Annotated in this window: 17 protein-coding genes; 10 read left to right on the forward strand and 7 right to left on the reverse strand. The window is 73.0% G+C overall.

The genetic code is table 11. The features are described from left to right. Position 1: 1 nt before the first annotated feature. Positions 2 to 2,173: a 3-hydroxyacyl-CoA dehydrogenase NAD-binding domain-containing protein gene (locus ACZ6KO_RS03000; protein ID WP_469299193.1), complete on the forward strand. Its 2,172-nt coding sequence runs from the start codon at positions 2 to 4 to the stop codon at positions 2,171 to 2,173. A gap of 54 nt (positions 2,174 to 2,227) precedes the next feature. Here the strand turns inward: ACZ6KO_RS03000 and ACZ6KO_RS03005 are convergent, their stop codons facing one another. After that, complete coding sequence (locus ACZ6KO_RS03005) at positions 2,228 to 2,965, reverse strand: MerR family transcriptional regulator (protein WP_469299196.1); 738 nt, start codon at positions 2,963 to 2,965, stop codon at positions 2,228 to 2,230. Between the two features lie 86 nt (positions 2,966 to 3,051). On the opposite strand from ACZ6KO_RS03005, the gene ACZ6KO_RS03010 reads away from it, so the two are divergent. Then, positions 3,052 to 4,920: an AMP-dependent synthetase/ligase gene (locus ACZ6KO_RS03010; RefSeq protein WP_469299200.1), complete on the forward strand. Its 1,869-nt coding sequence runs from the start codon at positions 3,052 to 3,054 to the stop codon at positions 4,918 to 4,920. A gap of 85 nt (positions 4,921 to 5,005) precedes the next feature. Here ACZ6KO_RS03010 and sph read toward each other — a convergent pair whose 3' ends face one another. Continuing rightward, entirely contained in the window at positions 5,006 to 5,995 is a 990-nt protein-coding gene (gene sph / locus ACZ6KO_RS03015; RefSeq protein ID WP_469299202.1) for a sphingomyelin phosphodiesterase, read from the reverse strand. Positions 5,996 to 6,135: 140 nt separating this feature from the next. Here sph and ACZ6KO_RS03020 point away from each other — a divergent pair, with 140 nt between their 5' ends. Then, positions 6,136 to 7,032 carry an oxygenase MpaB family protein gene (locus tag ACZ6KO_RS03020; protein ID WP_469299204.1) on the forward strand — a complete coding sequence of 299 codons (897 nt, stop codon included), beginning with the start codon at positions 6,136 to 6,138 and terminating at the stop codon, positions 7,030 to 7,032. A gap of 34 nt (positions 7,033 to 7,066) precedes the next feature. On the opposite strand, the gene ACZ6KO_RS03025 is transcribed toward ACZ6KO_RS03020, so the two are convergent. Then, a complete protein-coding gene (locus ACZ6KO_RS03025; RefSeq protein ID WP_469299206.1) occupies positions 7,067 to 8,587 on the reverse strand; it encodes a M1 family metallopeptidase in 1,521 nt (506 codons plus the stop codon). A gap of 306 nt (positions 8,588 to 8,893) precedes the next feature. On the opposite strand from ACZ6KO_RS03025, the gene ACZ6KO_RS03030 reads away from it, so the two are divergent. The 5 genes from ACZ6KO_RS03030 (at position 8,894) to ACZ6KO_RS03050 (ending at position 15,143) form a co-directional block, all read left to right on the forward strand. Further along, the gene (locus ACZ6KO_RS03030; protein WP_469299208.1) at positions 8,894 to 9,766 is read left to right on the forward strand and encodes an SCO6745 family protein; all 873 of its coding nucleotides are present in this window, start codon (positions 8,894 to 8,896) and stop codon (positions 9,764 to 9,766) included. A 123-nt stretch (positions 9,767 to 9,889) separates the two neighbouring features. Beyond that, positions 9,890 to 12,313, forward strand: a complete 2,424-nt coding sequence (locus ACZ6KO_RS03035; RefSeq protein ID WP_469299210.1) for a Tex family protein — start codon at positions 9,890 to 9,892, stop codon at positions 12,311 to 12,313. A gap of 278 nt (positions 12,314 to 12,591) precedes the next feature. Then, complete coding sequence (locus ACZ6KO_RS03040; protein ID WP_401450174.1) at positions 12,592 to 13,029, forward strand: hypothetical protein; 438 nt, start codon at positions 12,592 to 12,594, stop codon at positions 13,027 to 13,029. Beyond that, complete coding sequence (locus tag ACZ6KO_RS03045; RefSeq protein ID WP_469299213.1) at positions 13,019 to 14,356, forward strand: MAB_1171c family putative transporter; 1,338 nt, start codon at positions 13,019 to 13,021, stop codon at positions 14,354 to 14,356. Before ACZ6KO_RS03040 ends, ACZ6KO_RS03045 begins: the two co-directional genes overlap by 11 nt. A gap of 7 nt (positions 14,357 to 14,363) precedes the next feature. After that, on the forward strand, positions 14,364 to 15,143 hold the full coding sequence (locus ACZ6KO_RS03050) for an SDR family NAD(P)-dependent oxidoreductase (RefSeq protein ID WP_469299216.1): 780 nt from the start codon (positions 14,364 to 14,366) through the stop codon (positions 15,141 to 15,143). A 4-nt stretch (positions 15,144 to 15,147) separates the two neighbouring features. Here ACZ6KO_RS03050 and ACZ6KO_RS03055 read toward each other — a convergent pair whose 3' ends face one another. The 3 genes from ACZ6KO_RS03055 to ACZ6KO_RS03065 form a co-directional block, all read right to left on the reverse strand. Then, complete coding sequence (locus ACZ6KO_RS03055; protein ID WP_469299218.1) at positions 15,148 to 15,510, reverse strand: hypothetical protein; 363 nt, start codon at positions 15,508 to 15,510, stop codon at positions 15,148 to 15,150. Then, a complete protein-coding gene (locus ACZ6KO_RS03060) occupies positions 15,507 to 16,271 on the reverse strand; it encodes a DUF6232 family protein (protein ID WP_469299220.1) in 765 nt (254 codons plus the stop codon). The genes ACZ6KO_RS03055 and ACZ6KO_RS03060 overlap by 4 nt, the downstream gene beginning before the upstream one ends. A 199-nt stretch (positions 16,272 to 16,470) precedes the next feature. Beyond that, a complete protein-coding gene (locus ACZ6KO_RS03065; RefSeq protein ID WP_469299223.1) occupies positions 16,471 to 18,108 on the reverse strand; it encodes an ABC-F family ATP-binding cassette domain-containing protein in 1,638 nt (545 codons plus the stop codon). Between the two features lie 101 nt (positions 18,109 to 18,209). Here ACZ6KO_RS03065 and ACZ6KO_RS03070 point away from each other — a divergent pair, with 101 nt between their 5' ends. Both ACZ6KO_RS03070 and ACZ6KO_RS03075 read left to right on the forward strand, forming a co-directional pair. Continuing rightward, positions 18,210 to 19,208 carry a GlxA family transcriptional regulator gene (locus ACZ6KO_RS03070; RefSeq protein WP_469299225.1) on the forward strand — a complete coding sequence of 333 codons (999 nt, stop codon included), beginning with the start codon at positions 18,210 to 18,212 and terminating at the stop codon, positions 19,206 to 19,208. A 68-nt stretch (positions 19,209 to 19,276) separates the two neighbouring features. Continuing rightward, positions 19,277 to 19,912 carry a DJ-1/PfpI family protein gene (locus ACZ6KO_RS03075; RefSeq protein WP_469299227.1) on the forward strand — a complete coding sequence of 212 codons (636 nt, stop codon included), beginning with the start codon at positions 19,277 to 19,279 and terminating at the stop codon, positions 19,910 to 19,912. Positions 19,913 to 19,940: 28 nt separating this feature from the next. Here the strand turns inward: ACZ6KO_RS03075 and ACZ6KO_RS03080 are convergent, their stop codons facing one another. Beyond that, the gene (locus tag ACZ6KO_RS03080) at positions 19,941 to 20,681 is read right to left on the reverse strand and encodes an enoyl-CoA hydratase/isomerase family protein (protein ID WP_469299229.1); all 741 of its coding nucleotides are present in this window, start codon (positions 20,679 to 20,681) and stop codon (positions 19,941 to 19,943) included. Positions 20,682 to 20,795: the final 114 nt, after the last annotated feature.

Genomic DNA, 20,795 nt, shown 5'->3' on the forward strand with positions numbered 1-20,795 from the left:
CATGAGCGAGTCCAGCACGATCCGCTGGGAGCAGGACGAGACCGGCGTCGTCACCCTCACCCTGGACGACCCCCAGCAGTCCGCGAACACCATGAACCAGGCGTTCAAGGACTCCATCGCGGCCGTCGCGGAGCGCGCCGAGGCCGAGAAGGACTCCATCCGCGGCATCGTCGTCACCTCCGCCAAGAAGACCTTCTTCGCGGGCGGCGACCTCAAGGAGATGATCCGCCTCCGCCCCGAGGACGCCCAGCTCGCCTTCGAGACCGGTACGGCGATCAAGTCCTCGCTGCGCCGCATCGAGACCCTCGGCATCCCCGTCGTCGCCGCCATCAACGGCGCGGCCCTCGGCGGCGGTTACGAGATCGCCCTGGCCTGCCACCACCGCGTCGCCCTCGACGCCCCCGGCTCCAAGATCGGCCTGCCCGAGGTCACCCTGGGCCTGCTCCCGGCCGGCGGCGGTGTCACCCGTACCGTGCGGCTGATGGGCATCGCCGACGCCCTGCTCAAGGTGCTGCTCCAGGGCACCCAGTACAGCCCGCGGCGCGCCCTGGACGCCGGCCTGGTCCACGAACTGGCCGCCACCCCCGAGGAGATGCTCGCCAAGGCGCGCGCCTTCATCGACGCCCACCCCCAGTCGCAGCAGCCCTGGGACGTCCCCGGCTACCGGATCCCGGGCGGCACTCCGTCGAACCCGAAGTTCGCCGCCAACCTCCCGGCGTTCCCGGCCAACCTCAGGAAGCAGCTGAACGGGGCCCCGTACCCGGCCCCGCGCAACATCCTGGCCTGCGCCGTCGAGGGCTCCCAGGTGGACTTCGAGACCGCGCAGGTCATCGAGGCCCGCTACTTCACCGAGCTGGTCACCGGCCAGACCGCCAAGAACATGATCCAGGCGTTCTTCTTCGACCTCCAGGCCGTCAACGCCGGCCGCAGCCGCCCGCAGGGCATCGCCCCGCGCCCGGTCACCAAGGTCGCCGTGCTGGGCGCCGGCATGATGGGCGCGGGCATCGCGTACTCGTGCGCGCGCGCCGGGATCGAGGTGGTCCTCAAGGACGTCACCCCGGAGGCCGCCGAGAAGGGCAAGGCGTACTCACGGGGGATCCTCGACAAGGCCGTGGCGCGCGGGCGCACCACCGAGGCCGAGCGCTTCGCGCTGCTCGCCCGGATCACCCCGACCGCGGCCGTCGCCGACCTCGCGGGCTGCGACGCCGTCATCGAGGCGGTGTTCGAGGACACCGGCCTCAAGCACAAGGTGTTCCAGGAGATCCAGGACGTCGTCGCGCCCGACGCCCTGCTGTGCTCCAACACCTCCACGCTGCCCATCACCGGCCTGGCCGAAGGGGTCGCGCGCCCGGCCGACTTCATCGGGCTGCACTTCTTCTCGCCCGTCGACAAGATGCCGCTGGTGGAGATCATCAAGGGTGCGCGCACCGGTGACGAGGCCGTCGCCCGCGCCTTCGACCTGGTCCGGCAGATCAACAAGACGCCCATCGTGGTCAACGACTCGCGGGGCTTCTTCACCTCCCGGGTGATCGGCCAGTTCATCAACGAGGGCGTCGCGATGGTCGGCGAGGGCATCGAGCCCGCCTCCGTGGAGCAGGCCGCCGCGCAGGCGGGCTACCCGGCGAAGGTGCTCTCCCTGATGGACGAGCTGACGCTCACCCTGCCCCGCAAGATCCGCAACGAGACCCGCAAGGCCGTCGAGGCCGAGGGCCGCGCCTGGAGCGAGCACCCGGCCGACCGGGTCATCGACCGGATGGTCGACGAGTTCGAGCGGCCCGGCCGCAGCGGCGGGGCCGGCTTCTACGCGTACGACGAGGCCGGCAAGCGCGCCGGTCTGTGGCCGGGGCTGCGCGAGCACTTCACCAAGCCCGGCAGCGAGATCCCGTTCGAGGACATGAAGGAGCGGATGCTCTTCGCCGAGGCGCTGGACACGGTGCGCTGCTTCGACGAGGGCGTGCTCACCTCGGTCGCCGACGCCAACATCGGCTCCATCATGGGCATCGGCTTCCCGGCCTGGACCGGCGGCGTGATCCAGTACATCAACGGCTACGAGGGCGGCCTGCCCGGCTTCGTCGCCCGCGCCCGCGAGCTCGCCGGCACCTACGGCGAGCGCTTCACCCCGCCGGCCTCGCTGGTGGCGAAGGCCGAGCGCGGCGAGACGTACGCCGACTGAGCTACGCGGTGGGCCGATTGACGTGACGTCATGGCGGCCCGCCACGGGCGGCGTTCACTCCCCGGACTCGTCCCCGGAGACGAACGCCGCCCGCAGCTCCTCCTTCAGCGACCGCTGGAACGCGGTCACCAGCGCCTGTACCACCATCGGCTGCATATGGGCGGACAGCGCCTTCATCGACTCCACCCGTTCGGGGTCGTCCTCTCCTTCGGTGAACGGCCCCCACACCTCGTCCCGGAACAGCCGCGTCAGCTCGTGCGCCGCCGACCGGGTGTGCTCCGTGAGCACCTGACGGGCCGCCAGGATCGTCTCCCGCGCGATCGGTACGTCCAGCAGGGCCACCCCGAGCCGCAGCAGCGCCAGGTCCACCCGGTAGCCCTCCCCGGTCTCGCGCAGCACGTTCATCGCGGCCAGCCGCGCGACGTCGGAGTCCGACAGGGCCCGCCCCGCCCGCTTCTCCAGCTCCTCGCGCGCGAACTCCTGCGCCGGCTCCGGCGCCCAGCCGGCCACCATCGCCCGGTGGATCGCCAGGTCGTGCGGGCTCAGATCGTCCGGCAGCGCCTCCAGGTAGCGCTCGATCGCCGACAGCGTCATGCCCTGGTGCTGGAGCTCCTCGATCAGCGCCAGGCGCGAGAGGTGCTCCGGCCCGTAGCGGCCCACCCGACGCGGTCCGATCACGGGAGGGGGCAAAAGCCCGCGCGTGCTGTAGAACCGTACGGTACGGACGGTGACACCCGCCCGGGAGGCCAGCTCGTCGACGGTGAGCGTGGGTCCGGGCGCCTGGGTGGTCATCGTCTGCCGCCTCGCTCTCTGATCCACGGCTTGGGTTCAACAGTATTGCTGTCGCACCAATGATGTGAAACGGCCAGGAGCTGCCCATGACCACGAATCTGCGACTGCCCGGACGACCCGACGAGCTCACCCTCCCCGCGCTGCTCGCGCGCAACGCCGCCGAGTACGGCGACCTGCCCGCCCTGTCCTGGCGCACCGCCACCGGCACCGGCACGGGAGCCGGCACCGGAGCCGGCGCCGGCGCCGACCCGGGCTGGACCACGCTGACCTGGGCCGAGGCCCGCCGCAAGGTCGCCGTCCTCGCCTCCGGCTACGCGGCCCTCGGTGTCGGGCGCGGCGAACACGTCCTGATCATGATGGGCAACCGGCCCGAGCACTGGCTCACCGACCTGGCCCTGGTCCACCTCGGTGCGGTCCCCGTCACCGTCTACGGCACCTCGGCCCCCGAGCAGATCGCCCACATCGCCCGGCACAGCCGCGCCCGCGTCGCCGTCGTCGAGGGCGCCCGGGAGCTCGCCCGCTGGGAGCCGCTGCTGGCCGACCCGGCCGTCCCCCTCGAACGCCTGGTCGTCGCCGAGGCCGCCGACGCCGGACCGCACCGCACGTACGGCTCCCTGCACGCCAGCGGCGCCCGGCTGCACAGCGCCGACGCCTTCGAGAAGGGCTGGCGGGAGACCCGCCCCGAGGACCCGCTGACCGTCGTCTACACCTCGGGCACCACCGGCGACCCCAAGGGCGTACGGCTGACCCACCGCAACATCCTGCTCCAGTCCGTCCGCCTGGACCGGGGCGTCGAGCTGCCCGAACACGCCGAGCACATCTGCTACCTGCCCTTCGCCCACATCGCCGAGCGGATCCTGGGCATCTACCTGCCGCTGCTGCGCGCCGCGCACGTGCGGATGTGCGCCGACCCGGCCGCCGTCGCCGGTGCGGTCCGCGAGCTGCGCCCGGTGCAGTTCTTCGGCGTGCCCCGGGTCTGGGAGAAGCTCGCGGCCTCGGTGCGGGCGGCCCTGGCCCACCTCCCCGAGGAGCAGCGGCTGGCCATCGAGCGCGCGAACGACGTCGCCCGCGCCCACACCGGGCACCGCGAGCGCCGCGAGGCGGTCCCCGACGAGCTGGCCGCCTCGTACGCGCGGGCCAAGGAGCGGGTCCTGGACCCGCTGCTGGGCATGGCCGGACTGGACCGGCTGCTGTGGACGGCCAGCGCCACCGCACCGATGCCGCAGGACGTGGTGCGGTTCTGGGCGGGCTTCGGCATCACGATCATGGACGCCTGGGGGCTGACCGAGACCTCCGGGGTGTGCACCCTCAACAGCCCCGACGGCTTCCGGCTCGGCTCGGTGGGCCGGCCCATCGAGGGGGTGGAGCTGCGCGTCGCCGAGGACGGGGAGATCCTGACCCGCGGCCAGACCGTCTTCGGCGGCTACCTGCGGCCGGACGGATCCCTGGAGGACGCCTGCGACGCCGAGGGCTGGTTCGCCACCGGCGACGTCGGCCGGATCGACGAGGACGGCTTCCTCTGGCTCACCGACCGCAAGAAGGAGCTGATCATCACCTCGAACGGCAAGAACGTCTCGCCGGCGCTGGTGGAGAACACGGTCAAGGAACACCCCCTGATCGGCCAGGCCCTGGTCCACGGCGACGGCCGCTCGTACCTGGTGGCCCTCCTGGTCCTGGACCCCGAACTGGCCCCCGTCTGGGCCGCGTCACACGGCATCGAGGCCCCCTCGCCGGCCGCCCTCGCCGAACACCCGGCGGTCCAGGAGGAGATCGCCCGCGCGGTCGAGACCGCCAACGCCCGCCTCAACCGCACCGAGCAGATCAAGCGGTACCGCGTCCTGACGGAGGAATGGGGCCCGGACTCGGGCGAACTGACCCCCTCCCTCAAACTCCGCCGCCGCATCGTCCGCACCAAGTACGCCGACCTGCTCGACGGGCTGTACGAGACGCCGTGACGCAGGCGCGCGGCGCGGTACGCCGGCGGGGCGGACCCGGAACCGTTCCGGGCCCGCCCCGCCGTCACCGTTCGGCGGACGCCGCTCAGCTGCCGGTGACCGGGTAGTGGTCGCTGAGGTTGTCGTACGTGTAGTCCGTGCCCCAGCTGCTCACGGTCCAGGGGGCCGACTGCTCCTTGATCACGTTGTTGTTCCAGCCCGCCGGGCGGGCGTGGCCCGTGCGGTGCAGGACGTAGTCGAGGTCCTCGCGCGGGTCCGTCGGGTAGCGGTACTTCGCGATCGAGTTGGCCGCCGTGTCGAACGAGTACGGGTGGCCCGTGCGCGAGTCGGCGCCCGTCAGGCCCGCGTTGGCGAGCATCGTGGCGTACTCGGGGGTGCGGGAATCGACGTTCAGGTCGCCCGTCACGATGACCTGCTCGCTCGCCGGGATGTTCTTGCCGTCGAGGAAGGAGTCGATCGTGCGGAACTGCCGCGCGCGCATCTCCGCCGCCTCGCCCGCGCCGCAGCCCGGGTCCGTGGACTGCGCGTGGGTGCCGACCACGTGCACCTTGGTGCCGTTCACGTTCAGGACGACGTACACGAAGCCCTTGTTGGACCACCAGTCCGCGCCGCACGCGTCCTTGTAGACCCACTGCTCCTTGCGGACGATCGGCCACTTGCTGAGGATCGTCACGCCGCCGTCCTCCGGCGTGGTCGAGGAGTACCCGCCGCCCGTGGCGTCCCAGCCGGTCTTGCCGCGGCCCATGACCGGGGTCTGGTACGGGTACTGGCCCGCCGAGTTCGCCTTCAGCGCGTCCGAGGACGAGTTGTCGAAGGCCTCCTGGAGCACGACCACGTCGTGGCCCTGGTAGAAGGAGGTCTTCGGTATCTCCCGCGCCCGGTGGTCCTGGCCCCAGTTCGGGTACAGGTTCTTGCTCATCAGGAACACGTTGTACGACAGGACGCTGACCCGGGGCGTCGAGGTGGACTCGGCGGCCGTGGCGGCGGGGGTCGCCGTGGCGACGAGAGCGGCGGTGGCGACGGCCGCGACGGCCGTGGCGGCGGCCTTGTTCCGCAGGTGCTTGCTGAGCGGCATGAACGCTCCATCATCGGAGTGGGGGAGATCGACCGCGCCATCAAAGCAGCCGCAGTTACCTATGGGTAACACCCCGGACAAGAGTTTCTGACCGGAGTACGGCCAGTCCGCGCCGGACCCCTCTCTCGCATACTGGAACCATGACGAATCCGCAGCTCACGCCCTCCGCCCCGGCCCGCACCGGCACCCGCCGCGACCCCGAGCCGCCCCCGCCCGGAGGAGTGCTGTGGACCATCTCCGGGGACGTGCGGGCGCTGCTCATGCTCCCGGCCGCCTTCACGATGCAGGTCGCGCACCCCGCCATCGCCGCGGGCGTCGACGAGTACTCCGTCTTCCGCACCGACCCCTGGGGCCGCGGCGAACGCTCCCTGCGCTCGGTCCAGCTGTGGGTGTACGGCGGTGACGGGGCCGCCGAGGAGGGCCGCCGGGTACGCCGGCTGCACAAGGACATCCAGGGCACCGACACCCGCGGCCGCCGCTACCACTCCCTCGACCCGGCCTGCTACTCCTGGGTGCACGCCACCGGCTTCCCCGTCTACACGTACGCCGCCCGCTACCTCTTCCGCCGCTTCACGCCCGAGCAGGAGCGCGCGCTCTACACCGAGTGGCTCCAGGTGGGGCGGATCCTGGGCCTGCACGACCGGGACATGCCGCAGACCATCGAGGAGTACTGGCCGTACTACCACCGGATGCTCGCCGAGGAGATCGGGCCGACCGCCGTCGCCCGCGAGCTGGTCGCCACCGACGTACCGCTGCCGTGCCCGAAGGGCGGGTCCCTGCCGGTACGGGCGCTGCTGCGGCTGACCTGGCCGCTGCTGCGCCGGCTCTTCCTGCGCTTCCGGGCCTTCGTCACCGTCGGCTACATGCCCCCCGACGCCCGCGCCGCCATCGGGCTGGAGTGGACCGACGCCCAGGAGCGCACGCTGCGCCGGCTCAGCACGGCGGTGCGTCTGATCGTGCCGGTCCTGCCGGAGCGGCTGCGCTACCTGCCGATCGCCCGCGCGGCCCGGGCACGGTGGCGCGCCGCCGCCCGCTGAGGGGCGACGGCGCGCCGGCCGCACGGGGATCCGGTCAGTGCTCGTGGACGGTGTTCGTCGCGGCGATCTTCTTCCACGACTTCGGCTCGGTGGCCGGCTTCGCGTCCTTCCCGGGGGCGGCTGAGGAACGGGCCTTCGGGTCCGCCGCCTTCGGGTTCAGGGCCGAGGCGGCCGGCTTGCCCGGGGTGTAGAGCCAGGTCTCGAACAGCTGGGCCAGCGGCTTGCGCGACACCTTCTCCGCGTAGCGGACGAAGTCGCCGACCTTGGCGTTGCCGTAGGCCCGCTCGGCCGGCCAGCCCTTGAGGATCTCGAAGAACCTCTCGTCGCCGATCTCGTTGCGCAGCGCCTGCAGGGCGATGGCGCCCCGGTCGTACACGGCCCCGTGGAACTGGTTGTCCGGGCCCGGGTCGCCCGGCTTGACCTGCCAGAACGGGTCCTCGGCCGGGCGCGTGGCGTACGCCCAGTCGGCGAGCTCCTGAGCCGTGCCCTCACCCTCCTTCTCCGACCACAGCCACTGCGCGTAGCGGGCGAAGCCCTCGTTGATCCAGATGTCCTTCCAGCCGTCCACCGAGACGCTGTCGCCGTACCACTGGTGGGCCACCTCGTGCACGACGACCGAGACGTTGGCGCCGTTCGCGAACTGGCGCGGGCTGTAGAACGGGCGGGTCTGCGTCTCCAGGGCGTAGCCGCTGGGCACGTTGGGCACGTAGCCGCCGAGCGCGTTGAAGGGGTACGGGCCGAAGACGCCCTCCAGCCACTCGGTGACCTCGCCCGTACGCTCGATGCTCGCGCGCGCCGCCCCGGCGTTGTCGCCGAGCGCCTTGCTGTACGCGTTGAGGATCGGCAGGCCGCTCGCGGTGGTGCCGGTGGTGATGTCGAACTTGCCGATCGCGAGCGTGGCCAGGTAGGTGGCCTGCGGCTTGTTGGAGCGCCAGTTGTAGCGGGTCCAGCCCAGGCGCGAGGACTGCGACTGCAGGACGCCGTTGCTGATCGCCTGCGTGCCGTCCGGCACGCTGACGGACACGTCGAACGTGGCCTTGTCCAGCGGGTGGTCGTTGCTCGGGAACCACCAGGCGGCCGAGTCCGGCTCCTGGGCGGCGATCCCGCCGTCCGGGGTGCGGTGCCACGCCGACCAGCCGTCCACCTTGAACTCCGAAGGCTTGCCCGCGTACTTCACGACCACCGTCAGCGGCTTGTCGCGCTTCAGGGAGGACGCGGGGGTCACCTCCAGCTCGTGGGCGCCGGACCGGGCGAACGTGGCCCTGGCCCCGTTGACCCGCACCTCACTGACGTCGAGACCGAAGTCCAGGTTGAAGCGGGAGAGGTCCTGCTCAGCGGTGGCCAGCAGGGTGGCCGTGCCCTCCAGCCGGTCGGTGCCGGGGTCGTACTTCAGCCTCAAGTCGTAGTGCGAGACGTCGTATCCGCCGTTGCCGCTGGCCGGGTAGTAGGGGTCGCCGATGCCCGGGGCGCCCGGAACGGAACTCGCCGCCGACGCCGGGATCGCCAGCAGCAGGGAGGCGGCGAGCACGCTCGGGGCGATGACTCTGCGGTACACGTGTGCTCCAAGGGGTAGGGGAGGGGGTTCCGTTCGACCGTATTCACCCCTCGCGTCGCCCGTCATGTCCATGGCCCCCGCTGTCACGCGATCGCCATTCGGCCGTCACACCGATGGCCCGCGGACCCGCCCCGGCCGCGGGCCGACCAGCGCCCGGAGGCCATGTCCCGACCCGGTGACCGGATGCCGGCCCGCCGGTGCGGGGCGGAAGAACGGCCGGAATGCGCGGGGTGGCCCACCGTTCCCGTGGCGCCGGGCGCCGCGTGGCCGGGGTGGACCTGGTCACCTACCAAGCGGTCGCTTAGGATGCCGCGTATGACGCTTCCTCCCCGGGCCGCCCGCCGCGCCTGGCACGCCGCCATCAACCCGCTGCACGCCACCGTCTACTTCTCGCCGGACTTCTTCAAGGAGCTCGCCGCCCTCGGCGTCGAGGACCGGACCGCCGCGAGCCTGGCCGGCCGGTCCGCCGCGATGGGGGCCGTCGGCCCCGGGGTCGTCGCCGCCTCCTTCTACAACTACAGCCACGACCTCATCTCCCGGCACCTGCCCGCCGTCTGGCGCACCGCGGACCCCGCCGAGGTCGTCGCGGCCCGCTACCGCGCCGCCGACGCCACCCTGCGCCGGCTGCTCGGCGAGGAGACCCTCGCCTCCGCCGCGATGGCCGAGGCCGCCGGCCTCGCGCTGCGCGCCACCGAGGGCTGCACCCGGCACGCCCGGCCGCTGTACGCCGCCCACGCGGACCTCCCGGTGCCCGAGGAGCCGCACCTGCGGCTGTGGCACGCCACCACGCTGCTGCGCGAGCACCGCGGCGACGGCCACCTCGTCGCGCTGCTGTCCGCCGGACTGGACCCCGTCGAGGCACTGCTCACCCACACCGCCACCGGCAAGGGCATGAGCCCCAAGTGGATCAAGGCCACCCGGGGCTGGGACCAGGAGACCCTGGACGCCGCCACCGCCCGGCTGCGCGGGCGCGGGCTGCTGGACGCCGACGGCGAGCTGACCGAGGCCGGCCGGGACCTGCGCGAGCAGGTGGAGACCGAGACCGACCGGCTCGACGCCGGGCCCTACGAGCACCTGGGCGCGGACGGCCTGGCCCGCCTGGCCGAACTGGGCGGCGGCTTCGTGATGACCGCGGTCGCCGCCGGCGCCTTCCCCGCCGGCCTCGTCGGCAAGGGCTGACACCGCGGGCCGGTACAACGGCCTGACACCACCTCCGCCGATGGCCACCGCTTATCCGGTCCTGCCGTACCCACCTGCCACAATGGCAGCCTTCCAGTGCATACGAAGGCGGGACCGAGAAACGTGACCACGTCCATCGAAGGCAGGATCGCCGAGGAGCTCGGCGTACGGGAACGGCAGGTCAAGGCCGCCGTCGAGCTGCTCGACGGCGGCTCCACCGTGCCGTTCATCGCGCGCTACCGCAAGGAAGCGACCGAGATGCTCGACGACGCCCAGCTGCGCACCCTCGAGGAGCGGCTGCGGTATCTGCGCGAGCTGGAGGACCGCCGCGCGGCGATCCTGGACTCCGTCCGCGAGCAGGGCAAGCTCGACGCCGAGCTGGAGGCCCGGATCAACGCGGCCGACACCAAGGCCCGCCTGGAGGACATCTACCTGCCCTTCAAGCCCAAGCGCCGCACCAAGGCCCAGATCGCCCGCGAGGCCGGCCTGGAGCCGCTCGCCGAGGGGCTGCTGGCCGACCCGTCCGTCGAGCCGGCGGCCGCCGCGGCCGCGTACGTCGACGCGGACAAGGGCGTGGCCGACCCGGCCGCCGCCCTGGAGGGCGCCCGCGCCATCCTCACCGAGAAGTTCGCCGAGGACGCCGACCTCATCGGCGAGCTGCGCGAGCGCATGTGGGGCCGCGGCCGGCTCGCCGCGAAGGTCCGTGAGGGCAAGGAGGAGGCGGGCGCCAAGTTCGCCGACTACTTCGACTTCGCCGAGCCCTTCACCGCGCTGCCCTCGCACCGCGTCCTCGCCATGCTCCGCGGCGAGAAGGAGGACGTCCTCGACCTCACCCTGGAGCCGGAGGAGCCCGGCCGGACGCCGGGCCCCTCCACGTACGAGGGCATGGTCGCCCGCCGCTTCGGGATCGCCGACCGCGCCCGCCCCGGTGACAAGTGGCTGGCCGACACGGTCCGCTGGGCCTGGCGTACGAAGATCCAGGTCCACCTCGGCATCGACCTGCGGATGCGGCTGCGCGCCGCCGCCGAGGACGAGGCCGTCCGCGTCTTCGCCGCCAACCTGCGCGACCTGCTGCTCGCCGCCCCGGCCGGCACCCGCGCCACCCTCGGCCTGGACCCGGGCTTCCGTACCGGAGTGAAGGTCGCCGTCGTCGACGCCACCGGCAAGGTCGTGGCCACCGACGTCATCCACCCCCACGTCCCCGCCAACCGGTGGGACGAGGCCCTCGCCAAGCTGGCCCGCCTCGCCCGGGAGCACGCGGTCGAGCTGATCGCCATCGGCAACGGCACCGCCTCCCGCGAGACCGACAAGCTCGCGGGCGACCTCATCACCCGTCACCCCGAGCTGAAGCTCACGAAGGTGATGGTCTCCGAGGCCGGCGCCTCCGTGTACTCGGCCTCCGCCTTCGCCTCGCAGGAACTCCCGGACATGGACGTGTCGCTGCGCGGCGCGGTCTCCATCGCGCGCCGCCTGCAGGACCCGCTCGCCGAACTCGTCAAGATCGACCCGAAGTCGATCGGCGTCGGCCAGTACCAGCACGACCTGTCCGAGGTGAAGCTCTCCCGCTCCCTCGACGCGGTCGTCGAGGACTGCGTCAACGGCGTCGGTGTCGACGTCAACACCGCCTCCGCGCCCCTGCTCTCGCGTGTGTCGGGCATCAGCGGCGGCCTCGCCGAGAACATCGTCGCCCACCGCGACGCCAACGGCCCCTTCCGCAGCCGCAGGGCGCTCAAGGACGTGGCCAGGCTCGGCCCCAAGGCGTACGAGCAGTGCGCGGGCTTCCTGCGCATCCGCGACGGCGAGGACCCGCTGGACTCCTCCAGCGTGCACCCCGAGGCGTACCCGGTGGTCCGCGCGATGGGCAAGAAGGCGGGCGGCGAGGTCGCCGCGCTGATCGGCAACACCGCCGTCCTGCGCTCCCTGCGCCCGGACGACTTCGTCACCGAGTCCTTCGGTCTGCCCACCGTCTCGGACATCCTGCGCGAGCTGGAGAAGCCGGGCCGGGACCCGCGGCCCGCCTTCCGGACCGCCACCTTCAAGGAGGGCGTGGAGAAGCTCGGCGACCTGGCCGCCGGGATGATCCTGGAGGGCGTGGTCACCAACGTCGCGGCCTTCGGCGCCTTCGTGGACATCGGCGTCCACCAGGACGGCCTGGTGCACGTGTCGGCGATGTCGAAGACCTTCGTCAAGGACCCGCGGGACGTGGTCAAGCCCGGCGACATCGTCCGCGTGAAGGTCATGGACGTCGACATCCCGCGCAAGCGGATCTCTCTGACACTGCGCCTGGACGACGAGGCCGCGGCGGACGGTGCGGCGGGCGGCGCCCCGCGCCAGCGCCAGGAGCGCGGCGAGCGGGCCGACCGCGGCGAGCGCGGTGAGCAGCGCGGTGAGCGCGGCGACCGCCGGGGCGGCGGGCGGCCCCCGCAGCAGCGCGGCGGCGGTTCGGGCCGCCGGGACCGGGACAACAGCCCGCCGCCGGCCAACAGCGCGATGGCCGACGCCCTGCGCCGGGCCGGGCTCACCGGCCCCGACAAGCGGCGCGGCTGACCGCCGGCGCACACCCTCCCGTACAGGGGCCCCCGATGGCCGAATAGGGCCCCTGTACAGGGCTTCTTCTTGCTCGCGCGGCAGAGGATGGGTAGGCATGGTGGAACGCCCGTTCGCCGACCCGGCGTACGGGCCCACCCCCACACCCTCGGGACGTCATGTCAGCGACCGACCATGCCTACTCACGCTGCCCGAGCAAGGGTCCGAAGAGGGAGCACATGCCGTACCGGCAACCCAGCCTGCGCAAGAGGTGTGAGGCAATTCTCGGCCATCTGGACATGCCGCATCCGTTCTCCCTCGACGCCCTGTGCGCGCGCATAGCCGAGCGGCGCGGCCGCCCCATCAGACTGCATCCGCTGCCCAAGGAAGCCGCCGAATCCGGCGTGTGCGGCCTGTGGGTCGGCACCAGCAGCGTCGACTACGTCTTCTACGAGGCCCAGACGACGCCCCTGCACCAGGAACACATCGTCCTGCACGAGCTCGGCCACATCCTGTTCGGGCACAACTCCCTGGAGGGCGAGGAGTCCGGCGGCTCGGCCCCGGTCATCCTCGGGCGCACCAACTACACCACCCGCCAGGAGCAGGAGGCCGAGATGCTGGCCAGCATGATCCGCACCAGCGCCGGCCTCGGGCCGGCCGGCGAGTCCCACGGCACCCTGGCCAAGCTGGAGTCCGCGATGGGCTACCACCCACGGGGGAAGCGCCATGGCGGCTGACCTCACCCTCGCCCTGGCCGGTGGTCTGGCCGGGCTGACCGACCTCGCCGCCGCCGGCGTGGCGACGGCCGCGCCCGCCGCGCCCGCCCCGCCGGTGCCCGCCGTCCAGGCCTTCGGCGACGCGCTCGCCATCCCCAGCGTGGTGTGCCTGTGGCTCGCGGTCCTGCTGCGCATCCCGGCGGCCCTGAAGTCCCCGCAGCAGCGCGGCCTGCTCCTCGCCGTCGCCACCGCGGCCGCCGCGATGACCCTGAACCTGCCCGACGTCGTCACGTACGCGATGCGCAACCCCGACCACTCGCACACCGTCGGGCTCATCCGCAACCTCATCGGGGTCCTCTCGGCGGGCGCCGTACTGTACTTCGTCGCCGCCGCCACCCAGGGCCGCCGGCTCCGGCTCGCCGCCCTCGTCACCACCGTCGTCCTGCTGAGCTCCCTGCTCGCCCTCGACGCCGCCGCACCCGACCACGGCACCCACACCATCCCGCCGCAGGGCGACCCGGTGCCCTCCCTCGCGTACTGGCTCGTCCTCATCTCGGCCCACCTGCTGGCCAACACCACCTGCGTGTTCGTCTGCTGGCGCTACGGGCGGCAGGCCGAGAGCCGGGGACTCGCCGTGGGCCTGCGGCTGTTCGGCCTCGGCACCGCGCTCGCCGGACTGTTCTGGTTCGCGTACCTGCTCAAGGCGCTCTTCGGCAGCACCTGGGCCATGCCGTACCTGCCCCTGCTGATGAACCTGCACGGGTTCCTGCGCGCCGCTGCCATCCTCGTGCCGACCCTGTTCGTCCTGCGCACCGCCTACGCCGACATCACCACCACCTGGCGGCTGTGGCCGCTGTGGCACGACCTGGTCCAGGCCGTGCCGCACGTCGCGCTCACCAAACCGCGCGCCACCCGGCTCGTCGAGCTGCTGTGGCCGCCCGTTCCGCGCAACCTGCTGGTCTACCGCAAGGTCATCGAGACCCGGGACGCGATCCTGATCCTGGGCGAGTACGTCCCCCCGGGTGTCCGGGAGCTCGCGGACACCCACGTGTCGGGGGCCGGCGTCCCCGCGCCCCGGCGCAGCGCCGCGGCGCTGGCCTGCGTACTGAAGGAGGCCCGGCGCAACATGCTCGACGGCCTCCCGCAGCACCAGCAGGAGCACGAGCGCCAGCAGCCGCCGGCACCGGCCGACACGGGCGTCGCCGCCGTCCCGGTGGGCGCGGAGGGCAGCGACCTGGAGGACGAGACGACCTTCCTGGTGGCCGTCGCCCAGGCCTACGGGTCGGCCACCACGCACTCCTTCACGCCCGCGACGGCGGGCGGCACACCCGAACCACCCAGGAAGTGACGCTCTCTTGACCACCGTTCTGATCACCGGCGCCAGCGCCGGCCTCGGCGCCGCCTTCGCGCGCGGCTTCGCCGCGAAGGGCTGCGACCTGGTCCTCGTGGCACGCGACAAGGAGCGCCTCGGAGACGTCGCCGAGACCCTCGGCCGCGCGTTCGGCGTACACATCGAGGTGCTGCCCGCCGACCTGCTCGACCCGGCCCAGTGCCGCACCGTCGAGGACCGGCTCACCGAGGCCGCCCGGCCGGTGGACATCCTGGTCAACAACGCCGGCTTCGGGCTCGCCGCGCCGTTCCCGTACAGCCCGGTCGAGGACGAGGAGCGGATGCTCGACCTCCTGGTGCGCGTGCCGATGCGGCTCACGCACGCCGTGGTGCCGGGGCTGCGCGAGCGGCGCCGGGGCGCGGTGCTCAACGTCTCCTCGGTGGCCGGCCTGCTGCCCACCGGTACGTACGGCGCGGCCAAGGCCTGGATCACCGCGTTCAGCGAGTCGCTGCGGGTGGACCTGGCGCCGTACGGGGTGCGCGTGCTGGCCGTGGTGCCCGGTTTCACCCGCACCGAGTTCCAGGAGCGGGCCGGCATGGACGTCAGCGCCCTGCGCGACGCCGTGTGGCTGGAGGCCGACGCGGTGGTGGCCCAGGCCCTCAAGGACCTGGGCCTGCGTCGCCCGCTGAGCATCACCGGCTGGCGCTACAAGGCGTACGCGGTGGCGGTGCGCCACCTGCCGCGCACCCTGGTCGCCCAGAAGATGGCCCGGACCCGGCGCCCGCCCGCGGACAGGCCGGCCTAGCCTCCTAGCCTCCGAGGAGTTGCAGCAGGGCGGTGACGGCCGCGGCGAGCGGCGGGCCGATCTGGGCGATGTCCAGGACCCGCCGCAGCGCCTGGCGGCGGCCCTCGGGCCGGACGTCCGACTCCTCGTCGAGCGTCGCGATCGCGGTGTCGATCGTCTGCGCGTCCGCGGCGGAGACGTGCGGGCGCAGCCGCTCCAGCTGCGCGACCAGGGCCTCGACGGCCCGGCCCAGCGCCTCCGCGTCCGGGGGAGCGGCGGCGGGCGGGGCCGCCGGGGCGGCGGCCTGGTTGATCACGATGCCCTGGTTCTTCTGACCGCCGTGCAGGTTGGCGGTGGGGCCGAAATAGTAGTTGTTGTCGCCGGTCATGCCGACATCCCCACGTTCCCGGTGCCGCCGTACATGTTCACGGCGTCGCCGAAGTAGTAGTTGCTAGGGCTGCTGATGCTCAGCCGTTCGACGGCCACCGTCAGCTCTGTGCCCGGGTGTTCGATCGCGTAGGCGATGCGGTGGACGAGCTGGTCCAGGTGCGGCCGGGCGCCGGTGACCAGGGCCGTCGACTGGCCGTTCGACTCGACGGCCAGGACGTAGTGGGCGGAGGCGGTCACCACGGTGAGCATCTCCACCAGGAGCCAGATGCCCACCGCCAGCGTGATGGCCCAGGTGAGGAAGAGGAAGAAGGGGACGAGGGTGACCTCGTCCTCGTAGCCCTCGGAGGGCATCAGGGAGTTCGGGTATCCGCGGGGCCGGCCGCGGTCGGGCGTGATGACGTCGATGATGAAGGTGAACAGCGTCACCGCGATGGCGGCCAGGACCAGGGGCACCACGCGCCGCAGGAAGCGCAGCACCGCTTCCCCGCGCCGGGGCTGGAGGACGAAGGTGTAGACCCTGACGACGTTCTGCAGCGGGTAGGCGGCCGCACCCACCCACAGCAGCCGTTTGGTGATGGTCAGCTCCAGGGAGCTCGGCAGCCCCCCGCCGTGGGCAGGCGGCCCACCGGGCGGAGCCTGAGCGGTCAGCGGCCGGCCGGGCGGCGGGGGCGGTGCCGGGGGGCCCGGAGGGGGCGCCGGCGGCGGTGGCTGTTCCGGCGAGGCCGAAGGCGTGCCGGGCCCGTGCTCTTCCGCTTCCATGCGTCCCCCGAGGTATGGCGCCGGTATGAGTGGGCTTCATTACGCACTGGCCACTCTGGTCGCACAAGCCCGAATCCGGCCACGGTGGCCTTCCGTGCGAGGCGTCCGGCCGCGGGGCGCGTACGCGAAGGCGGCGGCACGGCACCGGAATCCGGGCCGTACCGCCGCGCGCACCGGCGTTCGCGCCGGCCGGCGGCCGTTACTCCTCGACGACCCTGCCGCCGGTGACCACCAGGCGGCGGGTCGTGCGGACCGCGTCCAGCATCCGGCGGTCGTGCGTGACCAGCAGCAGCGTGCCCTCGTAGGAGTCCAGGGCCGACTCCAGCTGCTCGATCGCCGGCAGGTCCAGGTGGTTCGTGGGCTCGTCCAGGACCAGCAGGTTCACCCCGCGGCCCTGCAGCAGGGCCAGGGCCGCCCGGGTGCGTTCGCCGGGGGAGAGGGTGGCCGCCGGGCGCAGGACGTGCGCCGCCTTCAGGCCGAACTTGGCGAGCAGGGTACGGACGTCGGCGGGCTCGGTCTCCGGAACCGCCGCGCAGAACGCCTCGAGCAGCGGCTCCTCGCCCAGGAACAGCCCGCGCGCCTGGTCCACCTCACCGACGAGGACGCCCGAACCGAGCGTGGCGGTGCCGGAGTCCAGCGGGAGGCGGCCCAGCAGGGCCGCCAGCAGGGTCGACTTCCCGGCGCCGTTGGCCCCGGTGATCGCCACCCGGTCCGCCCAGTCGATCTGCAGGCTCGCCGGACCGAAGGTGAAGTCCCCGCGCTTGACGGCCGCCTCGCGCAGGGTGGCCACCACCGAGCCGGAGCGCGGGGCCGTCGCGATCTCCATGCGCAGTTCCCATTCCTTGCGCGGCTCCTCGACCACCTCCAGCCGTTCGATCGCGCGCTGCGTCTGGCGGGCCTTGGCGGCCTGCTTCTCGCTGGACTCGCCCCGCAGCTTCCGGCCGATCTTGTCGTTGTCGCCCGCCTTGCGCCGGGCGTTGCGGACGCCCTTGTCCATCCAGTTGCGCTGCATCAGGGCGCGGCTCTCCAGCGCGGAGCGCTTGTCGGCGTACTCCTCGTACTCCTCGCGCGCGTGCCGGCGGGCGGTGGTCCGCTCCTCCAGGTAGGCGTCGTAGCCGCCGCCGTAGAGGTTGATCTGCTGCTGGGCCAGGTCGAGTTCGAGGACCTTGGTGACGGTGCGGGTGAGGAACTCCCGGTCGTGGCTGATCACCACGGTGCCGGCGCGCAGTCCCTTGACGAAGGCCTCCAGCCGCTCCAGGCCGTCGAGGTCCAGGTCGTTGGTCGGCTCGTCGAGCAGGAAGACGTCGTAGCGGGACAGCAGCAGCGACGCCAGACCCGCGCGGGCGGCCTGGCCCCCCGAGAGCGCCGTCATCGGAAGGTCGAGGCCGACGCCGAGACCGAGGTCGTCGGCGACCTCCTCGGCCCGCTCGTCGAGGTCGGCGCCGCCCAGGTTCAGCCAGCGGTCCAGGGCGCCCGCGTACGCGTCGTCCGCGCCCGGGGTGCCGTCGACCAGCCCCTGGGTGGCCGCGTCCAGCTCGGCCTGCGCGGCGGCCACGCCCGTGCGCCGGGCCAGGAAGTCCCGGACCGACTCGCCCTCGCGGCGCTCCGGTTCCTGTGGCAGGTGCCCGACGGCGGCGGTGGGCGGGGACAGCCGCAGCTCACCGGCCTCCGGGGTGTCCAGCCCGGCCAGCAGGCGCAGCAGGGTGGACTTGCCGGCGCCGTTGACGCCGACGAGGCCGATGACGTCGCCGGGCGCGACGACGAGGTCGAGACCGGCGAAGAGCGTGCGCTCACCGTGGCCGGCGGCGAGGTCCTTGACGACGAGGGTTGCAGTCATGATCCGTCGATTTTAGCCGCCGGCGCCGCCGTCCCGGCCATGGCAGGAAAGGTGGGAAGGCCGTCATTGCTGACGTACGCCGCAGGGAACAGGATGGAGTCATGGGAGTGCACAACGTGCTCGTCGTCCTCTACGACGGCGTGCAGAGCCTGGACGTGACCGGCCCGGTCGAGGTGTTCAACGGGGCGGGTCAGCTGGCCGGTGCTCCGGAGCCGGCGTACCGGATCCGGACCGCCGCGCCGGGCGGCGCGCCGGTCCGCACCAGCAGCGGGCTCACGCTGGTGCCGGACGGCGCCCTGGAGGCCTGTGTGCCGGGGGCGGGCACCACGCTGATCGTGCCGGGCGGCTCGTACCGGGCGGACGCCGCGCCGCGGGTCACCGACTGGCTGCGCACGTACGGGGGGCGTGCGGAGCGCCTGGTCTCGGTGTGCACCGGCTCGCTGCTGCTCGCCGAGGCGGGCCTGCTCGACGGGCGGCGCGCCACCACCCACTGGAGGGCCTGCGACCAGCTGGCCCGGGACTACCCGGAGGTGCGGGTGGAGGCCGAGCCGATCTACGTGCGCGACGGGCCGGTCTCCACCAGCGCCGGTGTCACGGCGGGTATCGACCTCGCGCTGGCCCTGGTCCAGGAGGACCACGGGCGTGAGATCGCGCTCACGGTGGCCCGGTACCTGGTGGTGTTCCTCCACCGGCCGGGCAACCAGGCGCAGTTCAGCGCGCAGCTGGAGGCGCAGACGGCGCGCCGCGATCCGCTCCGCGAGGTCCAGCAGTGGATCACCGAGCACCCGGAGTCCGACCTGACCGTGGACTCCCTGGCCGCCCGGGCCCGGCTCTCCCCGCGCCACTTCGCGCGCGCCTTCCAGGCCGAGACGGGGGTGACACCGGGCCGCTACGTCGAACGCGTCCGCGTGGAACACGCCCGCCGGCTGCTGGAGGCGGGCGGGGACGGCGTGGCCCAGATCTCCCGGGCCTGCGGCTACGGCACTCCGGAGGCGCTGCGCCGCGCTTTCGTCCGGACCCTGGGCCAGTCCCCGACCGAATACCGCCGCCGCTTCGGCCACCGTCCCCTTGCGGGTCCCGCCGGTCCCGCCGACGTGTGAGGGGCGCGGCCCCGTACGACACCCATCGACAACCGAACCGATCGTCACCGAACCCGGAGGGAAGATCCGTGCAGATCGCCATCCTGCTCTTCGACCGTTTCACCGCTCTCGACGCCGTCGGCCCCTACGAGACCCTCGGGCGCCTGCCCGGCGCCGAGACCGTCTTCGTCGCCGAGACCCCCGGTCCCGTCCCCAACGACTCCGGCTCGCTCTCCCTCGTCGCCACCAAGGCGCTCACGGACGTCCCCGCCCCCGACATCGTCGTCGTACCCGGTGGGCCCGGGCAGAGCGAGCAGATGGAGAACCCCGTGATCCTCGACTGGCTGCGCGCCACCGACGCCACCAGCACCTGGACCACCTCCGTGTGCACCGGCTCGCTCCTGCTCGGCGCCGCCGGGCTGCTCCGGGGCCGCCGTGCCACCAGCCACTGGCTGGCCCTGGAACTGCTCACCGGGTACGGCGCCGAGCCCACCGGCGAGCGGGTGGTCACGGACGGCAAGTACGTCACCGCCGCCGGGGTCTCCTCGGGCATCGACATGGGGCTGACCCTGCTCGGCCGGATCGGCGGGGACCGGCTCGCGCAGTCGATCCAGCTGCTGACCGAGTACGACCCCCAGCCGCCCTACGACGCCGGCTCGCCCGAGAAGGCGCCGGCCGACATCGTCCAGGAGTGGCGGGACAGGAGCCGGTTCAGCCCCCGGTAGTCCGCGGTGGTCCGCACGGGCGCCCGGTTCACGCCGTCCACGTGAACCGCGGGGCCCGGCGTTCCAGGAACGCGGCGACGCCCTCGGCGGTGTCGCCGCTGCCGCGCGCCTGCGCCGCCCAGTGGGCCTGCCGGTCGGGCCCTTCGGACAGGAAGTCCTTCGCGGCCGCCTGCGTGAGCAGCGAGCGGGCGGTGAGGATCCGCGTGAACGCGTCCACCCGCTGGTCCAGTCCGCCCGTCGGCAGGACCTCGTCCACCAGCCCCACCCGCAGCGCGCGGGCGGTGTCGATCAGCTCGCCCGAGAAGAGCAGGTACTTCGCGGCCGCCGGGCCCACCAGCGCCGCCAGCCGCCGGGTCGAGGACGCCGGATAGACGATGCCCAGCTTCGCCGGCGTCACCCCGAACGACGCGCCCTCCTCCGCGAACCGCAGGTCGCAGGCCGCCGCCAGCTGGCTGCCGCCGCCCACGCAGTACCCCCGCACCGCCGCCAGCGTCGGCTTGGGGAAGGCGGCCAGGGCCTCCTCCGCCGCCACGGACAGGGCCTGCGGGTCGTCGTCCCCGGTCAGGGAGGAGATGTCGGCGCCGGCACAGAAGGTGTCGCCGGCCCCGGTCAGGACCAGCGCCCGCACCGCGGGGTCGGGCGCCAGGGAGGCCAGCAGCGGCGGTAGCTCCCGCCACATCGCGGCGGTCATGGCGTTGCGCTTGGCGGGGTGGGAGATGACGACCGTGGCGACCCCGTCCGTGACGGTGTACGAGAGCTGCGCGTCCATGGGCCGGATGCTATCCGCGCCGGAAACCGGGCCGGTCGGCCGGATCCCGTGATCAAGGCAGTGGCTGCGGTGCGGGGAGGAATCGGATCCTCGGACAACTGACGCTGTCATACG

Source organism: Streptomyces sp. NPDC042102 (assembly GCF_055582305.1).